This is a genomic window from Bacillus sp. UNCCL81 (genome assembly GCF_900112535.1).
GTDB classification, from domain to species: domain Bacteria; phylum Bacillota; class Bacilli; order Bacillales; family Bacillaceae_G; genus Gottfriedia; species Gottfriedia luciferensis_B.
Genome location: NZ_FOMF01000008.1, coordinates 35,029 through 51,420, shown reverse-complemented (window position 1 = coordinate 51,420; position 16,392 = coordinate 35,029). Strand labels below are relative to the sequence as shown.

At 32.7% G+C, this 16,392-nt stretch carries 15 protein-coding genes; 11 read left to right on the top strand and 4 right to left on the bottom strand.

Going from position 1 to position 16,392, the window contains the following annotated elements; genetic code table 11:
* The first annotated feature begins 403 nt into the window (after window positions 1–403).
* The 6 genes from BM319_RS17210 to BM319_RS17185 all read left to right on the top strand — a co-directional run bounded on the left by BM319_RS17210 (window position 404) and on the right by BM319_RS17185 (window position 6,636).
* Window positions 404–1,423 (top strand): Bug family tripartite tricarboxylate transporter substrate binding protein, encoded by a 1,020-nt coding sequence (locus tag BM319_RS17210; RefSeq protein WP_483295426.1) that lies wholly within the window; start codon window positions 404–406, stop codon window positions 1,421–1,423.
* 62 nt (window positions 1,424–1,485) lie between these two features.
* On the top strand, window positions 1,486–1,938 hold the full coding sequence (locus BM319_RS17205) for a tripartite tricarboxylate transporter TctB family protein (protein WP_069032832.1): 453 nt from the start codon (window positions 1,486–1,488) through the stop codon (window positions 1,936–1,938).
* A gap of 45 nt (window positions 1,939–1,983) precedes the next feature.
* A complete protein-coding gene (locus BM319_RS17200) occupies window positions 1,984–3,489 on the top strand; it encodes a tripartite tricarboxylate transporter permease (RefSeq protein ID WP_502686157.1) in 1,506 nt (501 codons plus the stop codon).
* Between the two features lie 69 nt (window positions 3,490–3,558).
* Window positions 3,559–5,193, top strand: coding sequence for an ATP-binding protein (locus tag BM319_RS17195; protein ID WP_091023809.1), 1,635 nt, complete (start codon window positions 3,559–3,561; stop codon window positions 5,191–5,193).
* Window positions 5,159–5,860, top strand: coding sequence for a response regulator (locus BM319_RS17190; RefSeq protein ID WP_091023808.1), 702 nt, complete (start codon window positions 5,159–5,161; stop codon window positions 5,858–5,860). The genes BM319_RS17195 and BM319_RS17190 overlap by 35 nt, the downstream gene beginning before the upstream one ends.
* Window positions 5,861–6,096: 236 nt before the next feature.
* Window positions 6,097–6,636, top strand: a complete 540-nt coding sequence (locus BM319_RS17185) for a GNAT family N-acetyltransferase (protein ID WP_091023807.1) — start codon at window positions 6,097–6,099, stop codon at window positions 6,634–6,636.
* An 82-nt stretch (window positions 6,637–6,718) separates the two neighbouring features.
* Here the strand turns inward: BM319_RS17185 and BM319_RS17180 are convergent, their stop codons facing one another.
* Entirely contained in the window at window positions 6,719–7,678 is a 960-nt protein-coding gene (locus tag BM319_RS17180) for an ABC transporter substrate-binding protein (RefSeq protein WP_091023806.1), read from the bottom strand.
* 169 nt (window positions 7,679–7,847) lie between these two features.
* On the opposite strand from BM319_RS17180, the gene BM319_RS17175 reads away from it, so the two are divergent.
* Genes BM319_RS17175 through BM319_RS17155 form a run of 5 tightly spaced genes read left to right on the top strand, consistent with a single transcriptional unit; the run spans window position 7,848 to window position 12,278 of the window.
* On the top strand, window positions 7,848–8,849 hold the full coding sequence (locus BM319_RS17175; protein WP_091023805.1) for a FecCD family ABC transporter permease: 1,002 nt from the start codon (window positions 7,848–7,850) through the stop codon (window positions 8,847–8,849).
* A complete protein-coding gene (locus BM319_RS17170; RefSeq protein WP_091023804.1) occupies window positions 8,846–9,898 on the top strand; it encodes a FecCD family ABC transporter permease in 1,053 nt (350 codons plus the stop codon). Before BM319_RS17175 ends, BM319_RS17170 begins: the two co-directional genes overlap by 4 nt.
* Before the next feature lie 4 nt (window positions 9,899–9,902).
* Window positions 9,903–10,703 carry an ABC transporter ATP-binding protein gene (locus BM319_RS17165; protein WP_091023803.1) on the top strand — a complete coding sequence of 267 codons (801 nt, stop codon included), beginning with the start codon at window positions 9,903–9,905 and terminating at the stop codon, window positions 10,701–10,703.
* A gap of 60 nt (window positions 10,704–10,763) precedes the next feature.
* Window positions 10,764–11,486: a phosphate ABC transporter ATP-binding protein gene (locus BM319_RS17160; protein ID WP_091023802.1), complete on the top strand. Its 723-nt coding sequence runs from the start codon at window positions 10,764–10,766 to the stop codon at window positions 11,484–11,486.
* Window positions 11,487–11,498: 12 nt separating this feature from the next.
* Window positions 11,499–12,278, top strand: coding sequence for an ABC transporter permease (locus tag BM319_RS17155; protein ID WP_175495634.1), 780 nt, complete (start codon window positions 11,499–11,501; stop codon window positions 12,276–12,278).
* Window positions 12,279–12,323: 45 nt separating this feature from the next.
* Here the strand turns inward: BM319_RS17155 and BM319_RS17150 are convergent, their stop codons facing one another.
* The 3 genes from BM319_RS17150 to mprF all read right to left on the bottom strand — a co-directional run bounded on the left by BM319_RS17150 (window position 12,324) and on the right by mprF (window position 15,950).
* A complete protein-coding gene (locus BM319_RS17150) occupies window positions 12,324–12,743 on the bottom strand; it encodes an organic hydroperoxide resistance protein (RefSeq protein ID WP_091023800.1) in 420 nt (139 codons plus the stop codon).
* Window positions 12,744–12,769: 26 nt separating this feature from the next.
* Window positions 12,770–13,222, bottom strand: coding sequence for a MarR family winged helix-turn-helix transcriptional regulator (locus BM319_RS17145; RefSeq protein WP_091023798.1), 453 nt, complete (start codon window positions 13,220–13,222; stop codon window positions 12,770–12,772).
* Between the two features lie 205 nt (window positions 13,223–13,427).
* Complete coding sequence (gene mprF, locus BM319_RS17140; protein ID WP_091023796.1) at window positions 13,428–15,950, bottom strand: bifunctional lysylphosphatidylglycerol flippase/synthetase MprF; 2,523 nt, start codon at window positions 15,948–15,950, stop codon at window positions 13,428–13,430.
* Between the last annotated feature and the right edge of the window lie 442 nt (window positions 15,951–16,392).

Genomic DNA, 16,392 nt, shown 5'->3' with positions numbered 1-16,392 from the left:
TTATTCAATTAGTCTATTGGTTAATTTCGGTTATAGCTTTTCATGAGTATGATCTTTTTGTCTTCTTGTTTTTTTACATATTCATGAGCAGGTTATGAGTAAGTAAATTACAAAATCCAGCGTAAATAGTTCCTCATGACCCCGTTATGAGGAAGTAATATACGAAATCCAGCGTAAATAGTTCCTCATGATCCCGTATGAGTAAGTAAATTACAAAATCCAAACTACGCCTCTGTTTCCACCTAAAGGCTCACCAATCGGAAAGTTTTCTTTATCGTGGTTTTTATGAACAAAATGGTTTTAATGGACTTTACGTCTTTAACGTTCATAAAAACTTTTTTCAGAATTATTAAACTATAATACTTGTATTAGAAAGCGTTTCCAAAAAAGGGAGGAACTATAGGTGAAATTTAAAAAGACTGGTTTGTTTGTAATGACTTCTTTAATTACTGTGAGTCTTGCAGCATGTAAAAGTAGTAGTGTAACAACGGGAAGCAATAACTCAACTTATCCTAATAAGGCAATTTCGGTTGTAGCACCATCAGGAGCAGGCGGCGGATGGGATTTAACAGCTAGATCGTTTACTAAAGTATTAAGTGAAACAAAACTTGTTAAAGAACCTATGACGGTTGAAAATAAGCCAGGTGGTGGCGGTACGGTATTCATGGCCGAGTATGCTACTCAAGATAAAGCTAATAATGAAAAATTATTTGTAAACTCACCACCTATTATTATTAACAACTTGAAAAAAGAAGGAAATAGTCCTTATGGCTATAAAAATAGTACTCCATTAGCACAGCTAACAAAGGATTATGGTGCAATCGTTGTAAAGGCTGATTCTAAGTATAAAGATTTAAAATCACTTTTAGATGATATTAAAAAGAATCCGAAGAATATTACTTTAGCTGGGGGTTCTGCTCCAGGGTCAATGGATCATTTAGTCGGAATTTTACCTGCTTATAAATACGGTATTGATCCTACGAAAATTAAGTATGTATCGTATGATGGTGGTTCAGAGGCAATAACAGCATTATTAGGTAATAATGCGGATGTCATTTCGACTGATGTCTCTAGTACGCTTGAGTTTGTTAAATCAGGTAAAGTTAAAGTTTTAGCAGTAACATCACCTGAACGTTTACAAGGAGATGTTTTGTCTAAGTTTCCAACAGCTAAAGAACAAGGCATTGATGCTGAGTTTATCATTTGGCGTGGGATTTTTGGACCAGAGAAAATGTCTAAGGATGCATACACATATTGGGAGAAAACAATTTCAAAATTAGTTGAAACAAAAGAATGGAAAGAAGAAGTAGAAAAGCAAGGCTGGCAGCCAGAATATAAAGATGGTAAAGAATTTAATTCGTTTTTATCAGAACAAGAAACACAAGTTCAAGATTTATTAAAAGCATTAGGAATGAATAAATAATTGAAATAAAGAAGGGGGATCACACTCCTTCTTTTCCATTACTGAACTAAAGAGGTGAGATTATGAATAAAAAATTTGATCGATTAGCAGCAATCATTTTTCTTATTACAGGTATTACTTTTATTTTAGAAAGTCGGAGTATAGCAGCTACTGCTTATGGAAGTGTAGTTGGTCCGAACGTTTTTCCATTTATACTTGGCTGTGCGCTTTCTTTATTAAGCTGTAGGTTATTTTACGAAACATTTTCTTATAAGGGAAAAGAGCAGGAAGCAGTTCAATATAATTATAAGCAATTTTTTATCATCCTAGCTTCAGCAATTCTTTACGCACTTTTACTTGAGAAAATCGGTTTTATTATTAGTTCGTTTTTATTCCTAATTGTAGCAATCCAAACAATGGAGCGAGGAAACTGGATAAAATCACTTTCGATTTCATTAGGTTATTCACTCATTATTTATTTTATTTTTGTCGATGTTTTAAAAGGCACGTTACCGGTTTGGTCAATTTGGTTTTAGAAAAAAGAAGGGAGAGTTATTAACTTGAGTACTTTTCAATATTTAATGCAGGGATTTGAAACTGCATTTACATGGTACAACTTATTGTTTGCTTTTGCCGGCGTATTAATTGGTACAGCAGTAGGGGTATTACCTGGTATTGGGCCAATGAGTGGGGTCGCTTTACTAATACCTGTTACTGCTTCGGTAACTGGTTTTTTAGGACCTGAGCAAGCAGCGGGCAGTGCAATTATATTATTAGCTGGTGTATATTATGGTGCTATGTATGGTGGTTCTACTACTTCGATTCTATTAAATACTCCAGGCGAATCCTCATCAGTAGTGACGACATTAGATGGCTATCAAATGGCTAAAAAAGGTAGAGCAGGAAGTGCTTTGTCAATTGCAGCAATTGGTTCATTTGTGGCAGGTATTTTTACTCTTATTGCACTGATCGTATTAGCAAAACCATTATCGGCATTAGCAATAAAGTTCGGTCCAGCTGAATATTTTTCATTAATGCTTCTTGGTTTATGTGCTGTAAGTGGACTAGCAGGAAAGTCAGTAACAAAAGCATTAATTATGACGATCTTTGGACTACTACTAGCTACAATTGGAATTGATTCTGTATCAGGAGTTTCTCGTTTTACATATGACATTCCATGGCTATATCAAGGGCTAGAATTTTTAACAGTAGCGGTAGGATTATTTGCGCTAGGGGAAGTATTTAAAACAATTATTGAAAATGAAGTTGAAGATGGCGAGATGGCAAAGATTAATAATTTATTACCATCTAAAGAGGAATTAAAAGAAAGTATTGCTCCGATCGCTAGGGGCTCTGTTTTAGGATTTTTCGTCGGTTTATTACCGGGAGCGGGTGCTATTTTAGCTTCATTTTTTGCTTATATTTTAGAAAAGAAAGTCAGTAAAACGCCAGAAAAGTTTGGAACTGGTACAATTGCTGGGGTTGCTTCTCCTGAGTCAGCAAATAATGCCGCGTCTGGCGGAGCGATGATTCCTTTATTAACTTTAGGGATCCCAAGTTCAGGAACAACAGCAATCCTAATGGGTGCTTTAATGATGTATAACATACAACCGGGACCACTGCTTTTCGATGAACATCCTGATGTTGCATGGGGATTAATTGCAAGTATGTTTATTGGTAACGTAATGCTTATTATCTTAAACATGCCTCTAGTGAAAATATTTGCAAAAATTATTCAAACGCCAAAGAAATACTTATTGCCACTTATTGTAGCCATTTCAATATTTGGTGTTTATGCCGTACAAGTATCAGTAAATGATTTACTTCTATTAATAGCATGTGGTATTTTTGGATATTTCCTTTCTAAAAATGATTTTCCAATCGCACCACTAGTATTAGGTATCGTTTTAGGTCCAATGATTGAGAATAATTTAAGAAGAGCTTTAACTGTATCAAATGGTGATTATAGTATTTTCTTTACTCATCCTATTTCATTAGTATTTTTAATAATTGGAGTACTTTGGATCCTCATTCCAATTATTATTAAATTGAAGGGTAAAGAAGTAGTTATTAATGTAGAAGCTTAAAATATTCTAACAAAACTCCTTTTATTAAAGGAGTTTTTTGATTATTATAAAAATATAAGGAGAAATTTTATGCGTTTACATTATAAGTTAATCATCTTTATTTCTGTTCTCATTTTAGTTATTAGTAGTGTTTTTGAAATAGTATCTCAAGAAATGTTTCTAAAAAACCTTAAACATGAAAAGGGATTAAAGGCCTTAGCTATTTCTCAAACTGTGGCAAATATGCCAGAAGTTCGTGAAGCATTTTCAAGTGAAAATCCATCAGGAATCATTCAGCCAATCGTTGAACAAATTCGAAAGAAAGTTGGAGCGGAGTTTATCGTTGTTGGAAATATAAATGAAGTACGCTATTCACATCCAAACCCATTCCTAATTGGGAAGAAAATGGTTGGAGGAGATAATGATAAAGTATTTAAGGGAAAGGAAATCGTATCAGAATCAACTGGTACACTTGGCCCTTCTTTAAGAGGAAAAACTCCTATTTTTGATGATAATGGTAACGTAATTGGAGTTGTTTCTGTAGGTTACTTAATAAAAGATATTGATCATGAGGCACAAACGTTTAGTAAAAAACTAATAAAAAATAGTATTGTCATATTACTTCTTGGAATAGGTGTAGCTTTTTTAATCTCATTTAATATAAAAAAATCGATCTTCGGATTGGAGCCGAAAGAAATTGGAAGGATGTACAAAGAGAAACACGCAATTTTGGAATCGATTCATGAAGGGATTATTGCAATTGATGAATACGGAGAGATTACGGTAGTAAATGAAAATGCTCATAAAGTCCTTTCTATTCCTAATAATATAAAGCTTAGAGGATTGAAAATAGAAGATATATTGCATAATTCGCATCTGAAGAAAGTAGTTGAAACTGGTAAGCCAATTTATGATTTAGAGTTTTTAATAAATGAAAAAGTAATGATTATTAATTGTATACCGATAATTGGAGTGAATTCTAAAATTGTTGGAGCAGTCACAACCTTTAGGGAAAAATCAGAATTGAATAAATTGCTAAATGAACTATCGCAAATAAAAGCATATTCAGAAGGCCTTAGAGCTCAGGCACATGAATATTCGAATAAGTTGCATACAATTTTAGGCTTAATACAGCTTGAATCCTATCAAGAAGCGATTGAATTAATTTCAAAGGAATCAAATATAACTCAAAATATTATCCATTTTATTATGGAAGAAATTTCAGACCCAGTGGTTGCAGGACTTCTTTTAGGCAAAATAAGTTTAGCTAATGAGTTAAAAGTAGACTTTAACATTGATTATAATAGTAGTTTTGCAGATGTCCCAAAAGAAATAAATAGGGAAGACTTAATAACGATAATCGGAAATCTATTAAATAACGCATTCGATGCAGTATTAGAAACAAATAAATCAGAAAAGCTTGTTTCACTATTTCTTACTGATTTAGGTGAAGATTTAGTGATTGAAATTGAGGATAATGCAAATGGTATCCCTGAGGAATTAATCGATGAGATTTTTGAATATGGTATTTCTACTAAGGAGCAATCTAAAAACTCAGGGATCGGACTTCATCTAGTCCAGAGATTGCTCCATAAATTAAACGGACAAATTACTTTTCATTCAAACGAACATGGGGGAACTACATTTATTGTTGCCATTCCGAAACGCCAAAAGGAGAGTAACAGATACGATGAAAAAGAATTTAATAGAAGTGTTAATAGTTGAAGATGATAGTAGAATTGCAGAAATTCATCAGCGATTTATTGAAAGAATAGATGGGTTTAGTGTAATTGGTATTGCGACAAATTACCAAGAAGCAGTTGATTTAATTGAGATTCTAAAACCGCAGCTAGTATTACTAGATGTTTATTTTCCGGATATGAATGGCTTAGATTTTTTACAATGGATGAAGAAAAATTCAATTTTGGCAGATGTTATTATGATTACAGCATCTAAAGAAATCGATTCAGTTAATAAGGCCTTACATTATGGTGTATTTGATTTTATTATTAAGCCAGTTATTTTTGATCGTTTTAAAAAGTCTTTAATTCGTTATGTAAATTATTCAAATAAAGTGCAAAGCCTACAATCAAAAAGTGCGTATCTAACTCAGGAAGAAATAGACGGTCTAATCGGTAAAAATAATTCGGTGATTGAAGAACAAAGTATATACCCTAAAGGCATTGATAAACTTACTTTAGATAAGGTGTTATTTGTGATAAATGAAGTTCATAACGGGATGACTGCTGAGAATATAGGACTGGAAATTGGCGTTAGTCGTACTACTGCCCGGAGATATTTAGAATATCTAGTATCTGAAGGAAAAGTATTAGCGGATTTAGCGTATGGAACGATTGGCAGGCCAGAAAGAGTTTATTTGATAAAAAACTAGATTATTTGATTTAGTAAAGTTTACTTAATGACTATGACAAACCTAACATTTCTGTAACAGGAATTGTGAAAAATCATGAAAAAAGAATCGTCTAAACGCTTGGTATACAAGCGTTTTTTTAAGTTTTTTACAAGTTTATGACAATGTGAGTTTACTAGATTCTAGTTTTTGAAAGCGTTGAAAACCTTCCATTTGTTATATAAAATATACTTTGCAAGAACTACGGAGGGATAGGTATGAAAATACGTTTATTAACAAAAGAAGATGCAGAAATCTATCTTAATATTCGTTTAGAAGGTTTAAAAGAGAATCCTGAAGTTTTTATTACAACTATGGATGAAATACTTGATCAAGATGACCCTATTGAATACAAAGCAGAAATATTGGATCAAGATAAAAATTATACGATCGGTGCATTTACTGACAAAGGTCAATTAATTGGAGTAGCAACTTTAAAAACGTTTGAAAAAGTTAAAGCAGAGCATAAAGGGAAAATTGAGTCTGTCTATGTTTCTCCTAGCGCTCGAAAAATGGGGGCAGGCCATCTTCTAATTGAAGAAGCGATCCACTTAGCAAAGAGCTTTGGACTTGAACAACTTACATTAAATATCGTAGAAGGTAATGAAACAGCAAAGAAACTATATGAAAAACTAGGATTCAAAACATTTGCGAAAACCCCTAATAGTTTAAAATTTAACAATGAATATTGGGACCAAGAGCATATGATGCTTACGTTAATTGCAGGAAATGCTGAAGAAGCAGGGAAAGCAGGGTAAGCAAGTATTGCAGGCGTGGTACAAAAAAAAGTTTACCTAAATTGTCCAATCTGACAATAAAGGTAAACCTTTTTAAATTCTATTATTTAGTAAAAGTCTTTTCAATGTCATCTAACATTAAGTAAGCAGCCTTGATTCCACCTGCAGTGTTCCAAGTTACATCATTTACTTTCATGACATGTCCATTTTTAGAAGCATTTAACTTTTTGAATAAAGGATCTTCTGTAAATTCTTTTTCAAGCTGAGATCCAGACTCTTTACCGTCATCAAATGTAAAGTAGAAAATGTAATCTCCATCCATTGCTGGAATACGTTCTTTTGTTACACCTTTTTCAGCAAAATCAGGGGCATTTTGTTCCTCAGGACGTTGGAAACCTAACTGTTTAAGAATGACACCAGAGAAAGTATCTTGGTGATAGATTCGTACATCAGCACCCATGAAACGGACCATTGAAATTTTTTGATTTACTTTATCGCCTAATTCACCTTTAAGTTCATCAACACGTTTTGTATAATCAGCTATTACTGTATTACCTTGTTCTTCTTTATTTAAAACTTTTGCGTAAAATTTGAAATTTTCTTGCCAGTCTCCACGTAATGTTTCAGCAAAAACTGTTGGTGCAATTGCACTTAATTGCTCATACACTTTTTCTTGACGCATTTTATTACCGATGATTAAATCTGGCTTTAAACCAGCGATTTTCTCAAGGTTAACTTCACTTTCCACACCTACAACTTCTACGCCATCCATATCTTTAGAAATGTGATCGTACCAAGGGTTTCCTGTCCATGATTTAACAGCACCAACTGGTTTCACACCTAATGCTAGTAAAGCTTCAGTTCCTTCATTTGTTAAAATAACAACTCTTTTTGGATTAACAGGAACTTTTGTCGTACCCATTGCATGGTCAATCGTAATTGTATTCGCTTTTTTACTTTCTTTACCAGAAGCTTCGTCTGATTTTTTAGTGCCACAAGCACCTAATACCATAATTGCTGCAATGAAAAGAGCAATTAGTGAGGAAAATTTAAGTTTTTTCATAGAATGGTCTCCCTTTTTAGTTGATAATGATTATCATTTCTCTCGACAAGTAGTATTATAAATTAAGATTTGATTAGAAGTCAATAAGAAAATGAAAATCATTCTCATTGACTTGATAATTCATATCATTTAGACTATTAGTAGAGAATAGAATAGTAGGAGATATAAAATGCTAATTCACCCAAGATCAAGAATTATCGTATTAGTAGCTTGTATTTTATTATTAGTCATTTGTTTTTTTTCTAGTATTTTACTAGGATATACAGATACTAGTTTTACAAGTTTAATCCATTCATTTACACAATTTGATGGGTCTAATGAACAATTAATTATTCAAAATGTTCGATTACCAAGAGCGATCATTGCTTCAATAGTAGGAGCAAGTTTAGCAATCGCTGGTTTATTTATGCAAGTTTTAACTAAAAATCCTCTAGCATCACCAAGCGTTCTAGGAATAAACGCTGGTGCCTCGATGTTAATTGTACTTAGTATCACTTTTTTCCATTTACAATCACCTAATGCGACTATATGGCTTTCATTTATAGGAGCTACATTATCAGCCGTATTTGTATTTGGGCTAAGTTCAATAGGGAGAGATGGAGCGACACCATTAAAAATTACTTTAGCTGGAGTTTCAATTGCAGCCATGTTTAGCTCAATAACCCAAGGCTTACTAGTTACTAATGAAGTGGCATTAGAGCAAGTCCTATTTTGGCTAGCGGGTTCAGTTCAAGGGCGCTCACTTGATTCTTTACATATGGTATTACCATATATCGTCATAGCTTGGGTGGTCTCACTTGCACTTGGTGGAAAGATTAATACATTCATGCTAGGAGAAGATGTATCTAGAGCTTTAGGACAAAATACAGCTTTATTAAAAACGACATTAGTCGTGTTAGTCATCATTCTAGCCGGTGGTGCTGTAAGTATAGCAGGACCAATAGGATTAGTTGGTATAATTGTCCCTCAAATAGTTAGAATGTTCGTTAAAAATGATTATCGCTGGATGATTCCGTTTTGTGGTATTTTTGGAGCAATTTTACTTCTTTTAGCTGATGTGGGATCTCGTTACATTTTAATGCCAGAAGAAACGCCAGTTGGTATTATGACCGCCGTTATTGGAGCACCATTTTTTATTTACTTAGCAAGAAAAGGCGGTACAGTAAAATGAACATGATCAAATTAAGAAACAAGTACTTTTCACTACTATTTAATAAACGATCGTTTTCCGTTTTAATAATTGCACTTCTTTTACTCATTAGTTCATTTATAGTGAGCTTAACGCTAGGTGACCGTTATATTTCTATTCCAAAAGTAATATCTGTTATTTTTGGTGAAGGGGAAAAAATTGATGAATTGTTTATTCAAGCATTTCGAATGCCCCGAATTATCATTGCAATTTTTGCTGGGATTTCTTTAGCGATCGCAGGAGCGGTTCTCCAAGGGTTAGTTAGAAATCCACTAGCCTCTCCAGATATCCTTGGTATAACAGGTGGAGCAGGAGCTGCCGTTGTATTATTTTTAGCTATTTTTAGTGATAATCGTACGAATCAATTAACAGTGAGTATAAAATGGCTACCATTAGCTGCATTTATCGGTGCCATCATAAGTTTAGTATTTGTCTATGTTTTTGCATATAAGGATGGGGAATTAAAGCCATTAAGATTGGTTTTAGTAGGGGTTGGATTTTCAGCATTAGCTCAGAGCACAACTTCATTCTTTATGATTATTGGACCTATTTTTAGAGCAACAGAAGCGAATATGTGGTTAACAGGGAGTGTATATGGAGCGAACTGGGAACAAGTTAAAATTATAACAGTCTGGACGCTAGTTTTTATCGTGTTAGCTTTATCGTTTATAAGACATATCAATACTCAGCAACTTGGAGATGAAGTTTCAACAAGCTTAGGAGTTCAAGTAGAAAAAAATCGACTAATCTTGTTATTTATAAGTACTGCATTAGTGGCAGGTGCAGTTGCATTTGCAGGAGCAATCGCATTTGTTGGACTAATTGCACCTCATATTGCTCGGAAAATAGTTGGTGCTTCTTACGGTGCATTGATTCCCTTATCTGGAATAATCGGTGCGATCATGGTATTAGTGGCTGATACAATTGGAAGAACGGTGTTTAGTCCAATTCAAATACCTGCTGGTGTATTTACTGCCGTAATTGGTGCACCATATTTTATTTATTTATTATTTAAGACTGGAAAAAGGTGATAAGATGTCAACGAGCGCAATCGAAACAGAAAAGTTAACGTTATCGTATGATGATCGTACAATTATAAACGAGCTAAATTTTCAAGTTCCAAAAGGAAAAATCACGGTTTTAATTGGAGCTAATGGCTGCGGAAAATCAACACTACTTCGTTCACTTGCAAGATTACTTCAACCAAAAAGTGGAACCATCTTACTTGATGGAAAAGAAATTAGTAAGCGACCTACAAAGGAAATTGCACGCAATCTTTCAATACTGCCTCAAAGTCCTGTTGCGCCTGAAGGTTTAACAGTTTTTCAATTAGTAAAACAAGGAAGATATCCGTATCAAACTTGGTTAAAACAATGGTCAAAAGAAGATGAAGAAAAAGTAAAACATGCCTTAAAAATTACAAATATGTTTGAACTAAAGGATCAATTAGTCGATTCTTTATCTGGTGGACAACGTCAACGTGCTTGGATTGCGATGACTTTGGCTCAGGACACAGATACAATTTTATTGGATGAACCAACAACCTATTTGGATTTAACACATCAAATCGAGATATTAGACTTACTTTACGAATTAAATGAAAAAGAACAGCGTACAATTGTTATGGTACTACATGATATAAACCTAGCATGTCGTTACGCACACAACGTTGTTGCAATTTCAAATGGTGAAGTATACGCAGAAGGAGACCCAGAAAACATCATTAATGAGAACTTAATTTGTGACGTTTTCTGTATGAACTGCGATATTGTGAAGGACCCATTATTTGGAACTCCACTTTGCATACCTCATGGGCGAGGAAGAAAAATAATTTAATTAATTTTAAAAAGGTGTCCTAAAATAGGGCACCTTTCATTTACTAAGAGGTGAGATAGAATGACTTTATCAATTAACAATATAAGTGTAGATATTCTTGGTAGTTCGATCCTTAAAAACATTAATTTTCAAACTAATAAGGGTGAAATTTTTTGCCTAATTGGAACTTCAGGAGCGGGGAAATCGACATTGCTTCGGGCGTTAAATCGATTACAGTCGATAAGTAAAGGTGAAATTCATTTAAATGGACAATCAATATACAAAATGACACCTCAAAGTTTAAGAAAAAGTGCAGTAATGATCCTACAAACTCCTTCATTATTTGAAGGGACTGTTGAGGATAATATTTTGTTTGGAGTCAAATTAAACGGTAGCTATGATAAGACAGATTCGAAAACAGTTGCGAGATCTTTATTAGAAAAAGTAGGATTAGAGACGAAATTACTTGATCGGAATGCTTCAACACTTTCGGTTGGTCAACAGCAAAGAGTTTCAATCGCAAGAGCAATAGCCATGAAACCAACTATTTTATTATGTGATGAAATTACTTCAGCATTAGATCCACAATCGACTCTACATATTCAGGAGCTTCTGGTAACTTTAAAAAGAGAAGAAAATTTAACGATTATTCTTGTTACACATAATATGGATCTAGTTCAACAAATAGCTGATCGAGTTGGGTTACTGATTGACGGTAAATTAGTAGAAGTGAGTCCAGTTAATGAATTTTTTAATAATCCAACCACAGAATTAGGAAAAAATTTTCTTTCTACAATTGCTTAAAGAGGTGAAATGATGGAAGGGAATTTGCATATTACAGGAGTGTCTCTGACATTTTTATTAATTATTATTGCTATCGCATTATCCTATTATCAGAAACTTGGTGTTGAAAAAGACATTGGTGTTTCTTCAGTAAGGACCGTCATTCAATTAATGATCATGGGTTATGTACTTGAATTCATATTGCAAATTGAGCATTTTTTACTTGTCATCATTATTTTATTTTGTATGATTTTATTCGGTGCTTATACTTCGAGTAAAAGATCACAACAAATTGAAGGCGCATTTTTTATTTCATTTATTAGTATTTTGCTAGGCGTCATGATTTCATTAGGAGTTGTTTTGGTAGCAAACAAAATTGCGTTGAAGGCTCAATATGTTGTTCCAATATCAAGTATGATTATTAGCACATCAATGAATGCAAATAGCTTAGCGTTAACGAGACTTAGGGCTGAAATTCAGGCAAGTAAAAATCAGATTGAGGCTGCATTATGCTTAGGGGCAACAACTAAACAAGCTTCAAATAATGTTATAAAAAATTCAATTAAAGCTGCCTTAATTCCATCAATTGATCGAGCTAAAACTGTAGGAATTGTTACTTTACCAGGCTCGATGACAGGAATGATTTTTGCTGGCATAAGTCCTTTATATGCGATTAAATATCAATTGTTAATAGAATGTATTTTAATTGGCGCAATTGCAATTAGTGTATTCTCCTCAACACTTCTATCCTATAGAAAATTCTTCACAAAAGACGATTCATTGAAATATGAAACGATAATAGAACAAGGATAATGATAGAGGGAGAAGGGACTTTTCCTTCTCCCATTTTGCTAAATATTATCCGATTACTCTTAATTGTACATCCATGTTTCCTTTGGTTGCTTTTGAATATGGGCATACTCCGTGGGCTGCTTTAACTAGTTCAACGGCTACTTCTGTTGGAACACCTTGTACTTTTACATCAAGTTGAGCAGCTAATTTAAATCCTCCATCAGCAGGGTCTTTACCGATTGTTATGTTTGCAGTCACTGATGTAGATTCTAGTTTAATTTTTTGCTGGCGGGCTACTAAATTTAATGCACTGTCAAAGCAAGCTGAATAGCCTGCGGCAAAAAGTTGTTCAGGATTTGTTGCTCCACCAGGTCCGCCTAATTCAACTGGTGGTTTAAGTGATAAATTAATAAAATCATCTGATGAAATAACTCTTCCGTCACGACCACCTGTTGCAGTTGCTGTAGCAGTATATAATTTTTCCATTACGATCTCTCCTTAATATAAGTTATCTATTTTTTATTTTCATTAGCAGCTTGAACTTTCTTTAATAATGCCTTTGTTTGATTTAGTATTGTTAAAAATTCCTCTTGAGTAGTATTACTTTCCTTGAAAAACTTCTCAGGTATACAGAAAGCTTTTTCTTTTAATTTAGTACCTTCTTCAGTTAATGTAATAAATACTTTTCTCTCATCACTTGAATCACGTTTACGGAAAATTAGTCCCGCAGATTCCATCCGTTTTAGCATTGGTGTAAGAGTTCCTGAGTCTAAAAAAAGCGTTTCCCCAAGTTCTTTTACAGTTTGTTGGTCTTTTTCCCAAAGTGAAAGCAATGCAAGATATTGCGGATACGTTATACCAATCTCATCTAAGATTGGACGGTATAATTTAGTAATTTCTCGAGAAGTAGCATAAATTGAAAAGCATAATTGATTTTCAAGCAAAAGCTGATTTTCTTTATTCATTGGATCAACATCCTTTTATATTAGTTGTGCACAATTTAATATGACACAATCATAATTGATGAGAAATAGTTTTGCAAGTAATAATTACTATTATTTTTTACCAATTTTTCAATTTTGATTATTAATTGAGTAGATTTGAAGTGGTAATCAGCTTATTCACAATAAAAAAGCCAGTCAATGTTCAATACATTAACTGGCTGTAAATTTAATTTTTTCTAGACCTAGAAATTAATGAAGTTATTTGTAGCATTGTGATTGGTAAGGATGTTTTTTTATGATATGCCAAAAACTTAGGCGTCCAAGAATTCACATATTTCTCTTTGAAGCTTCTTAAACCTTGAAAGTGATATAAAAATTGTCCATATTGATAAATTTGCGCTGCAATCTTTTCACTTGTAAATGAATACTTAGATAGACCAACGTTTGCTAAAGGTGTCATACCGACATTAAAATAATGAAAATCTCTAGACCTAAACCATTCAATTAAGTTAACAAACATAAAGTCCATAATTCCTTTTGGAGCATCAACTTTATGGCGCATTAAATCTATTGAAATCGTATGATCATTATAGTTTGGCATAATGGATGCAAAAGCAATCATTTTATTTTCATTATTTTTAATAATAGCTACAGGTGCAAGTTTGATGTAATCCTCATCAAAATAGCCAAGTGAAAACCCTTTTTCTTTTCGCCCTTTCAACCACTCTTGTGATAATTCCTTTAATTCCGTAAAGAATTCATTTGAATAAGGTGGTTCAATAATTTCAAAACTATATTCTTCGCGTTCAAATTTATTATAGAGTGCACGAATACCTTTATTACGTTTTCCTGATAAAGAGAACGTTGAGATATCGGTGAATCCTTCTTCACCAAGTTTAAAGAAATCAAATCCGTTTTCATGTAGATAGGATAGTGAATTTGAGTTTACTTGGTAGAAGACAAGTGTATACCCAAATTGATCAGCATAGTTTAATAATTCCTCAATAGCAGGATATAAACGAGATTTTTCACCAACCGGGTCACCTAAAATAACTAATTTGTCTGCATATGGCTGAAAAATAAATAATACAGTCTCATCTTGAGCCCAGAATAAATATTTGTCATGTAAAAAAACCAAATGTGAAAGTTCTGTACCACCATACTTATTAAAATGTTCTTTTATTTTTTCTTCTTCAGCTTTCGTATTTATAAATTCAAATTGTTTTCTTTTAACTTTAAAAAATGCGATATAAAAAAATAGTAAAGCAGCTACAAAACCAAGAACTGCACTAATCACGATATCTCTCGAATTAACAAGTATATAAGGTAAATATTTAGCAGGTATTTTGACATTTGTTGTAGGTAGATTGATATAAGCAATAAGTAAATAACTACCTAAAAAGAAGAATAAAATAAAATTATCAACAATGAGCTTACCCCAAGTTAAAACGAAGCTTTCTCTATAAAATTGTTTCTTTGAAATAAATAATATAAATGCAACTGCTAATACAAAAAGTGCTTCTTCATAATCTAATCCTTTTGAATAGGTTGTAACTGCCCCAACAATTAGCATGAATAGTGTAATATACCATGCTCTTTTATCTTTATAATCAATTCCACGAGACAGTCCTAACAATGTAAAACCCGCTGTGACCGAAATTAAATGTGAAATATTAATGATTGTCGAAGGTAAAATTAAATTTAAAAGACTTATTCTTAAAAGCATGCTTGGCACAGCAGCAGAAACTAATAGAATAACGCCAGATAAAAATACCAAAATCGTTAAAAATTTATGCCCCAAATAAGTTGAAATTTGATTTGGAATATTATTAAATGATTGATTGATTTTATTCCATAATAATTTCAGAGCTAAAATAATACCGCAAGCAAACGGGAAAAAGAAATAACTGAAACGATAAATCAATAAAACAAGAAGTGTCGTTTCCTTATCGATTCCAAAGTATGTAAAACCTAGTAGGAAAATAAAATCAAAAGATCCAAGACCGCCTGGAATCATACTTAAAAGTGCTGCGACTGACGCTACTAAAAAAACAGGCAATACCTCTATGATTGAAATGTCGATATGTAAAAATAAACAAATGAAGTAAATGAATAATAAAATAAAAGACCATTCACATAAGGAAATCACAACCAGGGAAAGCATATATTTTGCGGAAAAATTCTCCGAGAAAAAATTACGCTTTAAATAAACGACTAAAAACATTACCGGGAAATAACAAATTGCAATGATAATAGCGATATATAGATACTTATATTCATTTAAAAATGATAAATCAAATATTCCAGTAAATAAAACTAAGCTCAATATCGATAATCCAGAAAGTAAGAATATCGTTACACTACTCACTGCTTTAACAATTTCGGGTCCGGTGCGATCTTTTCGATAAAATAGAGTTCGAATGGTGGTACCTGCAACCCCACCAAGACCAATTAGGTTTGAGGAAGTATTCGCTAGCCAAGCTACCATTAATATTTTTCGAAAACTAAAGTCTAATTTTAATAGTCTTACAAGTACGAAATCATATAAAAACATTGGAGATACGGCTAAAATACCTAATGCAAAAATTAAAAAGTACTGTATTAATGTAAGAGACTCCATATAGTTAAAGAACATTTTAAAGTCGAAGTTTAAAAGTACGTTTTTTCCAACAAATATAAATGTAACTAGTAATATTGAAATGAAAAATAGTTTAAATAAACCTACTTTACTAATCCGAATCTTATTCATAAGACACTCCTGAAGTTATTATTCAACAAATAAAATAATAGTTATTAGCTTTAGTATTCCATATTATTCCACTATTTAACAAGAAGATTATTATCAGGTCCTAGAAAATTTAATAACTTATTATTTTGGAGATAAAAAATTAATTAGATTTTAATTTTCAAACCTATTTTGCGATTAGTATTAATGAGAAAAAGAGCTTTCCACTCGTTTTCGTTGGAGAAGACCTAATACACTTCCATTTTCCATTGGAGTAGGGGCAGTAAAATTCAATTATGAGAGGACTTATTTTATGATTTTTTGAATATTTATAAATGAAAATATTAAATTGGTTCTATATAAAAAAGGGAGACCTCTTATTTGGAAGAGAAAAGAAATTCAAACCTCTCTTGAAGAATATTCAAATGATTTCATAAAAGAAATTGTTAAATAATAACGATTGGAT